Source organism: Actinomadura mexicana (assembly GCF_900188105.1).
GTDB classification, from domain to species: domain Bacteria; phylum Actinomycetota; class Actinomycetes; order Streptosporangiales; family Streptosporangiaceae; genus Spirillospora; species Spirillospora mexicana.
In genome coordinates this window covers 1-1,889 of the sequence record NZ_FZNP01000041.1, presented here as the reverse complement: position 1 = coordinate 1,889, position 1,889 = coordinate 1, and the positions used below count along the sequence as shown (strand labels likewise).

At 67.9% G+C, this 1,889-nt stretch carries 2 protein-coding genes; both read right to left on the bottom strand.

All coding sequences use genetic code 11. From position 1 onward, the window contains the following. Nucleotides 1-57 precede the first annotated feature (57 nt). Entirely contained in the window at nt 58-975 is a 918-nt protein-coding gene (locus CHC11_RS39915) for a relaxase/mobilization nuclease domain-containing protein (RefSeq protein WP_089317108.1), read from the bottom strand. 31 nt (nt 976-1,006) lie between these two features. Then, nucleotides 1,007-1,429, bottom strand: coding sequence for a hypothetical protein (locus tag CHC11_RS39910; protein ID WP_143227496.1), 423 nt, complete (start codon nt 1,427-1,429; stop codon nt 1,007-1,009). Nucleotides 1,430-1,889: the final 460 nt, after the last annotated feature.

The window sequence follows — 1,889 nt, the reverse complement described above, 5'->3', positions numbered from 1 at the left end:
GTCATCGTCACTCTGCTTAGTACCCGTTCTCGCCCTGTTCGCATCAGTTAGGGAACTTCATCCCCTCGTGTCCCACCTGAGCCTGACACAGAGGGGACGGACGGCGGACGAACCGCGGACCGAGCCGTCCGCAGTTGTCCAGCGGTGCCGAAGTTTGGGCAGCGTGAGGTCCGAGGCGAGCTTGCCGCCCCCGTACCAGACCGGCTGCCCGTCCGCGTTCACATCGCCGGGGGCAGCCACCGCGTATCCAGTCAGTTCGCCGGTCGTCCGCTGGCTGAACCGCCGCTTCACCAGGACACCATCGGCCTGGAGGCGTTCGAAGAACTCGCTCTCGCTGCAGGCGCCAGCGGCCGCCGTCTGGACCTTTCGACGCAGGACGGTACGGGACGGCACCGCCTGACGACGGCGGACGGCCTTCTCGGTCTCGCCGCGTTTGGGACGGCGGGCAGCCGTCCGGTCTGCTGGCGCCGTGGAACGCAGACCGAACCGCTCCTCCACCGCCCGGCAGGCGTCGCGGACCCGGTACCCGTCGTTCCATACCTCTGGACGGACGCCGTCCGGCCGCGCCAGCGTGGCCACGATGTGGACGTGGTCGTCGGCGTGGCGGACGGCGATCCAGCGAACGGCGTCCACGTCCCCCACCGGAGCCAACCCGGTCCGCTGCATGACCTCGGCCGCGATCTGTGCCCACCGCGCATCGGTAAGAACCGGGTCCTCAGGCGCGGCCCGCACCGCGCAGTGCCAGACGGGCTTGCGGTAGTTCCGTTCACCGAGCAACGCCAGCGGCTGTGTCAGCAGACCCTCCAAATGACGAAAGTCGCGGCGACCATCAGGCCCCACCCCCGGCTCCAGACCGGCCGCCTCCTCGAAGCCCGCCACGATGTGCGGGTTGTGATGCTCGCCGTTGGCGCCTGGGCCGTAGAGGTAGCGCAGCAACCCCTTGACGCGGACGCCCCGCAAGACCTTCCCGATCACGACGCAACGCTCAGGGCCAATGCCTTCACGATCACGGCAGCCGCCCTCTCAACTCCTCGGCCAGGTCGTCCAGCTTGCGGACCGTCTGCGCGGCGGCGCGGGCATACCACTGGATCGTCGACGACACCTCCCCCGAGTTCAGCGCGGCGACCGCCTGGTTGAGATTGACGCCGATCCGCTGCGCTTGACCACGCGCCTGCATGACGGCCTGCAGTACCTCGCGCATCTCGTTGTGCTCTGCTCGCGGCGTCCCGCTCGCAGCGGCCAGCAACGTCAGCGCTGCCCAGGCCGCGGTCGCCAGTCGCTCACGCTCGGCGGCTCTCGACACCGCCGCGTGCTCGTCGTCCGACAACAGGATGTACAACACCCGCCTCCGCTTCGACTCGCCATGAGCTCGGCGGTTGCGTCGCCTCGCCATGCTCGACGAGGACTCGCCACGCCCGTCTTCGACCATCAGCCTCCTGACCTGGGATCGCGCCCGATCCCTCTCCCACTGCGGACCGCGCCCGGTCCGCGCCCGATAACGCTTGCGTTTTCCATTTCTTGCCCTGCGCCCTGCGCTAGCGGGACCCAGGGCCCAGGGCGCAGCGTTGGCGCCCAGCTTCTCTCATCACACGCGAGTCAGCCACTTTAAGCGACGGCGTGGCATTCTGTCACTCAAAATTAACATCAGACCGCAGAGCCTACGGACGCTCGAGGCTTGGTCAACTTGATGAGCAGGACCAACGTCCGCTCATACCGATGACAGGACGTTCTTGCGTCGGCTGCATCATGGACAGGCCGGAGGGGGCGCTGCATCGGTCGGCGCCGCTAGGTCCCGTTTCTTGGATCAGGTGCGAAGCCAGATCGCGAGGGTGGCGACGGTGACGGTGCCGAGGTAGACGTAGGCGCGTTTGTCGTAGCGGGTTGCCACG

What these genes read in the sequence shown, in the direction of transcription:
- CHC11_RS39910 (WP_143227496.1), bottom strand. Translation starts at nt 1,429, where the DNA reads ATGGTCGAAGACGGGCGTGGCGAGTCCTCGTCGAGCATGGCGAGGCGA.